We start from the raw sequence: 4,777 nt of genomic DNA, 5'->3' as shown, positions 1-4,777 counted from the left end.
GTCGAGATCTGCGTGTCGTCCATGGTCACTGTCATGGACCCATGCTACCATGCCGTCCCGGCTGCTCAACGAGCCCATCCCAGGCTCATCTTGCGTGAGAAACAGCATTAGTTCAGGCTCATCTTGCGTGAGACAAGTCTATTTCTTGCACGAGAGGCCGATTTTTGATATCATGACTGTCTTATGTACGCGATCATAGAGACGGGCGGCAGACAATTCTGGGTATCCCCCGGCGAGACCATCCGCGTGGAGAAGCTCGAACTGGAACCCGGCAAGGAGCTGACCCTCAAGGCCCTGTGGGCCGTGGGCGACGCTCCCGAAGGCAAGGAGGCGGCGAGCTCCCGCACGGCGCAGGTCACGGCCGAGGTGGTCAAGCAGCTCCGCGGCCCCAAGATCATCGTCTTCAAGAGACGGATGAAGAAGGCCTATCGCAAGACCAAGGGCCATCGCCAAAGCTACACCGACCTCCGCATCAAGACTATTTCCATAAACTGACATGGCACACACTAAAGCGCAGGGCTCTTCCAGCAACGGACGCGACAGCAACGGACAACGCCTCGGCGTGAAGCGCTACGGCGGCCAGCGTGTGCTCGCAGGCGCGGTCATCGTGCGCCAGCGCGGCACCAAGTTCCTGCCCGGCCTCAACGTGGGCCGCGGCAAGGACGACACGCTCTTCGCCAAGGCGAACGGCGTGGTCGCCTTCCAGTGGGCGCACAAGGACAAGAAGCGCGTCAGCATCTTGCCCGTGGCCGCCTGACCGGGCCCGGACCCTTCCGGCCGGTTCCGCTGTGGAGTTCATAGACAAGGTCCGCCTTTTCGTCACGGCGGGCAACGGCGGCAACGGCTGCCTCTCCTTCCACCGCGAGAAGTTCATCGAGTTCGGCGGGCCCGACGGCGGCGACGGCGGCCGCGGCGGCTCCGTCTTCCTGGAGGCCTCCCCCCAGCTGACCACCTTGCTGGAGCTCGCGCGCAAGCCGCATCTGCGCGGCTGCGACGGCATGCCCGGCAAGGGCAAGGGCAAGACCGGAGAGTCCGCGGCGGACACGGTCGTCTACGTCCCCGCGGGCAGCGTGCTCTACCGAGACGGGGTCCTGCTGGCCGACCTCGCGGAGCCCGGCCAGAGGTTCCTGGCCGCAGAGGGCGGCCGGGGCGGGCGCGGCAACCTCTCCTTCCGGAGCCGGCGGGTGATCACCCCCCGCCTCTGCGAACGCGGCGCGCCGGGCGAGAAGACGGAGCTCGTCATCGAGCTCAAGCTCCTGGCCGACGTGGGCCTGGCGGGCTTTCCCAACGCGGGCAAGTCGAGCCTCCTGGCGCGCATCTCCAACGCCCGGCCCAAGGTGGCGGACTATCCGTTCACTACTCTGACCCCGAACCTGGGCGTGGTCGCGCACAAGGACAACAGCTTCGTGGCCGCCGACATCCCGGGCCTCATCGCGGGCGCGCACCAGGGCAAAGGCCTGGGCATCTCCTTCCTGCGCCACATCGAGCGCACCCGCGTCCTGGTGCACCTCGTCGACCCGGCGGGCTTCGGCGGCCGGGCCCCCCAGCCCGGCATCAAGGATATCGAGGCCGAGCTCAAGGCCTTCTCGCCCAAGCTCGCGGCCAAGCCGCGCATCATCGCGGTCAACAAGATCGACCTGCCCGGCGGACGGGAGGTGCTGCGCGCGATCAAGGCGCGCTACCCGCGCCGCACCTTCGGCATATCGGCCGCGACCGGCGAGGGCGTGGGGCCGCTGCTGGACCGCGTCATCCAGGAGCTCTCCCGCCTCCCCCCCGGGCCCGTGCGCTTCCCCGGCGCCTCGGCCGAGGGCCGCGCCCTGCGCATGGATACGGGCTTCCGGATACGGCCTTTGGGCGGAGGCCGCTTCGTCCTCGAGGGCCGCTTCGTCAACCGCGCCGCGGCCATGCTGGACCCGTCTTTGCCCGAGGCGGTGGAGCGGTTCCAGACGGCCCTGAAGCGCATCGGCGTGGACCGCGCGCTCAAGCACGCCGGCATCCAGGACGGCGACCTGGTGCGCTGCGGCGACTACGAGTTCGAATGGACGGACGCGCCGCGCCGGCCGCTGCCGCGCCTCAAGGGCGACCGCCGCACCCGCATCGGGGTGGGGAAGAAATGAACGCCCTCGACGCCTACGCGGCGCGGCTGGCCGATCCTGCCGACCTGGGCGAAGCCCAGGCCTTCTGCCTGCGTTTGGCCTGCGAACGCCGCGGCTTCGACCTGGTGCTGCGCTTCGCCTCCCGGCGCCTGCGGCCGCACATCGCGGCCCTCTATGCCTTCGCCCGCATCGCCCGGGACATGGTGGAAGACCCCGCGCACGAGGGCGCGCGCCGCCAGCGCCTGGAGGACTGGCGCCGCCAGCTCCAGGAGTTGGGCCGCCGCCCGCCGGAGCATCCGGCCTTCGCGGCCCTGGGGCGCACGCTCCAGGAGTTCTCCTTGCCCGCCTCCCTCTGCGCTGACATCGTCTCGGGCTGCCTGCAGGACGAGGCGCAGAACCGTTACCGGACCTACGACGAGCTGCTGGGGCTCTGCCGCCGCGCCGCCGACCCTCTGGGGCGCCTTCTGTTCATGATGCATGGCTACCGCGAGGCGTCGGTGCTGCGCTACTCCGATGCGCTCTGTTCGGGCCTGCTCATGACGCGCTTCTGGCGCGACCTGTCGCTGGACCTCAAGCGCGACCGCGTCTACATCCCCGAGGAGGATTTCCAAGCCTTCGGCTACACCGAGGCGGACCTGCGCATGGGCGTGTGCAACGAGAAGTTCCGGGAGCTGATGAAGTTCGAGATCAACCGCACGCGCGCGCTCTTCGAGCAGGCCCGGCCCCTGCCGGAGAAGCTGCCGCGGCTGCTGGCCTGGCAGGTGCGCCTGGCCTGGTACGGAGGGCGCGAGACCCTGCGCCGCATCCGCAAGCGGGGCTTCGACACGATCACGCATCGGCCCCTGCTCTCGCGCTGGGACTGGCTGCCCTTGACCCTGAGGACCGTCCTCAAGCCCTAGCCATGAGCGAGGAACGCGGCTCCAACTTCTTCCTGGGGTTCTTGTTCATGTCCCGGGCCAAGCGCGAGGCGCTCTCCGCGGTCTACTCCTACTGCCGGCTCATCGACGACATCGTGGACTCCGCCGAGCTCCCGAAGGACGAAGCGCGCCGGCAGCTGGACTTCTGGAAGGAGGAAGTGGCCCGCCTCTACGCCGGAGAGCCCACCCACCCCGTGGCCCGGCGCCTGCTGCCGCACGTGCGGACCTACACCCTCCCCAAAGAAGGATTCCTCGAGATGATCCGGGGCTGCGCCCTGGACTTGGAAGGCACGCGCTACCAGACTCCCGAGGAGCTGGAGAACTACATGCGCGGCGTGGCCTCCTCCGCGGGACGGCTCTCCGTGGAGATCTTCGGCTACCAGGCCACGCCTCCGGAACGCATGCGCGAGTTCGCCACCCTCTTCGGCTACGCCTTCCAGCTGACCAACATCATCCGCGACGTGGGCGCGGACCTGGAGCTCGGCCGCGTCTACATCCCGGCCAGCGACATGAAGGAGGCGGGCTACACCGAGCAGCAGCTCTTGCTGCGCGACCACAGCGCGGCCTTCGACCGCCTCATGCAGATCCTCTATCGCCGGGCCCAGACCTACTACCGCCGGGCCCGCAGCCTGGTGGACTTCCGCGACCGGCCGGCTCTCCTGCCGGCCGAGGTCATGGCCCACATCTACGAGGCCCTGCTGGAGGACATCCGCAAAGACGAGTTCCGGGTCCTCTTCCACCGGCACCGGCTGCCCCGCTGGCGCAAGGCGCTCCAGGCCGGCAAAGCCTGGCTCTACTGCCACGGCTTGTAGTGGGCGGACCTCGTGTTTGCCGGCCTGCGCTGGCGCTCCGGCCGGTTGCGCCCGGCAAACGGCCGCCGGGCGCTCGGTAACGGCGTCGAGCAAATGTGGTAGATTCTCCGTACGCGCGCGTACGGAGAAAGCCATGTTCCGAGCCACGGACCCGCAACGAGACATGTTTGACGCCAGTGGGCTGATGCCCCGGGCCAAACAAGAGGCTTGCGAGAAGAGCTGGGCTGGGCCCTTCCACAAGCAGGCCTTGCCGATCCTGCTGCGCATGGAGCCGCAATTCGCGAAGTTCTACGACGAGGGGACAGGGCGTCCGAACCGGGCCGTGGCGCTGGTGCTGGGGACCTTGATCCTGAAGGAGGCCAGCGACCTGACCGACGAGGAAGCGCTGGGAGCGCTGGATTTCGATCTGCGCTGGCACTACGCCTTCGAACTGAGGCCGGAAGAATCCCACCTATGCCAGAAGACGCTGCACAATTTTCGCGCGAAGCTGATGCAGAGCGAGGACGGGCAGAGGGTGTTCCGCCTGGTGACTGACGAACTTATTGCCGCGCTGGGGGTGCGCGTGGACCGGCAGCGGCTGGATTCAACGCACATCCTGTCTAATTTCGCGCGGCTGAGCCGCTTGGGACTGATCTGCGAGACGATCCGGGTATTCCTGCGGGCGTTGCGCAAGGGGCATCGGCAGCTTCATGACAGCGTGGAGGCCGGGGTGCTCAAACGGCACGGGGAAGAGTCCTGCTATGCGGACGCCCGGCGCGGGGAAGGGACGCGGCGGCTGGAGGTGGTGGGACGGGATCTGTACCGGCTGGTGGAGCGGTTCAAGGGGCACCGGGCGGTTTCGCAAATGGAGGAGTTCCGGCTGCTGGCTCGGCTGTTCGCGGAGCAATGCGAGATGACGGAGCAGAAGCAGACCCCGAAGGACGACGATGATGACGGCGGGGAGGGGCCGGTC

The 4,777-nt window shown here is 68.2% G+C and carries 6 protein-coding genes; all 6 read left to right on the top strand.

Translation table 11 applies throughout. From position 1 onward, the window contains the following. The first annotated feature begins 183 nt into the window (after nt 1-183). Nucleotides 184-495, top strand: coding sequence for a 50S ribosomal protein L21 (rplU, locus tag NTY77_14685; GenBank protein MCX5796738.1), 312 nt, complete (start codon nt 184-186; stop codon nt 493-495). Between the two features lies 1 nt (nt 496). Then, nucleotides 497-757, top strand: a complete 261-nt coding sequence (gene rpmA / locus NTY77_14680) for a 50S ribosomal protein L27 (protein ID MCX5796737.1) — start codon at nt 497-499, stop codon at nt 755-757. A gap of 31 nt (nt 758-788) precedes the next feature. Next, nucleotides 789-2,117 carry a GTPase ObgE gene (gene obgE, locus NTY77_14675; protein MCX5796736.1) on the top strand — a complete coding sequence of 443 codons (1,329 nt, stop codon included), beginning with the start codon at nt 789-791 and terminating at the stop codon, nt 2,115-2,117. Beyond that, a complete protein-coding gene (locus NTY77_14670; protein MCX5796735.1) occupies nt 2,114-2,995 on the top strand; it encodes a phytoene/squalene synthase family protein in 882 nt (293 codons plus the stop codon). The genes obgE and NTY77_14670 overlap by 4 nt, the downstream gene beginning before the upstream one ends. Before the next feature lie 2 nt (nt 2,996-2,997). Then, the gene (locus NTY77_14665) at nt 2,998-3,825 is read left to right on the top strand and encodes a squalene/phytoene synthase family protein (protein MCX5796734.1); all 828 of its coding nucleotides are present in this window, start codon (nt 2,998-3,000) and stop codon (nt 3,823-3,825) included. Nucleotides 3,826-4,009: 184 nt separating this feature from the next. Continuing rightward, nucleotides 4,010-4,777, top strand: a 768-nt coding sequence (locus tag NTY77_14660) for a transposase (GenBank protein ID MCX5796733.1), incomplete at its 3' end; no start/stop codon positions are given.

This window comes from Elusimicrobiota bacterium (genome assembly GCA_026388095.1).
GTDB lineage: Bacteria > Elusimicrobiota > Elusimicrobia > UBA1565 > UBA9628 > UBA9628.
The sequence above is the reverse complement of the archived record's forward strand: the minus strand, read 5'-3'. Positions and strand labels throughout refer to the sequence as shown.

Excerpts from the sequence above, each read along its gene's own strand:
- rpmA (MCX5796737.1), top strand. The coding sequence starts at position 497 with ATGGCACACACTAAAGCGCAGGGCTCTTCCAGCAACGGACGCGACAGC.
- NTY77_14670 (MCX5796735.1), top strand. The coding sequence starts at position 2,114 with ATGAACGCCCTCGACGCCTACGCGGCGCGGCTGGCCGATCCTGCCGAC.
- rplU (MCX5796738.1), top strand. The coding sequence starts at position 184 with ATGTACGCGATCATAGAGACGGGCGGCAGACAATTCTGGGTATCCCCC.
- NTY77_14665 (MCX5796734.1), top strand. The coding sequence starts at position 2,998 with ATGAGCGAGGAACGCGGCTCCAACTTCTTCCTGGGGTTCTTGTTCATG.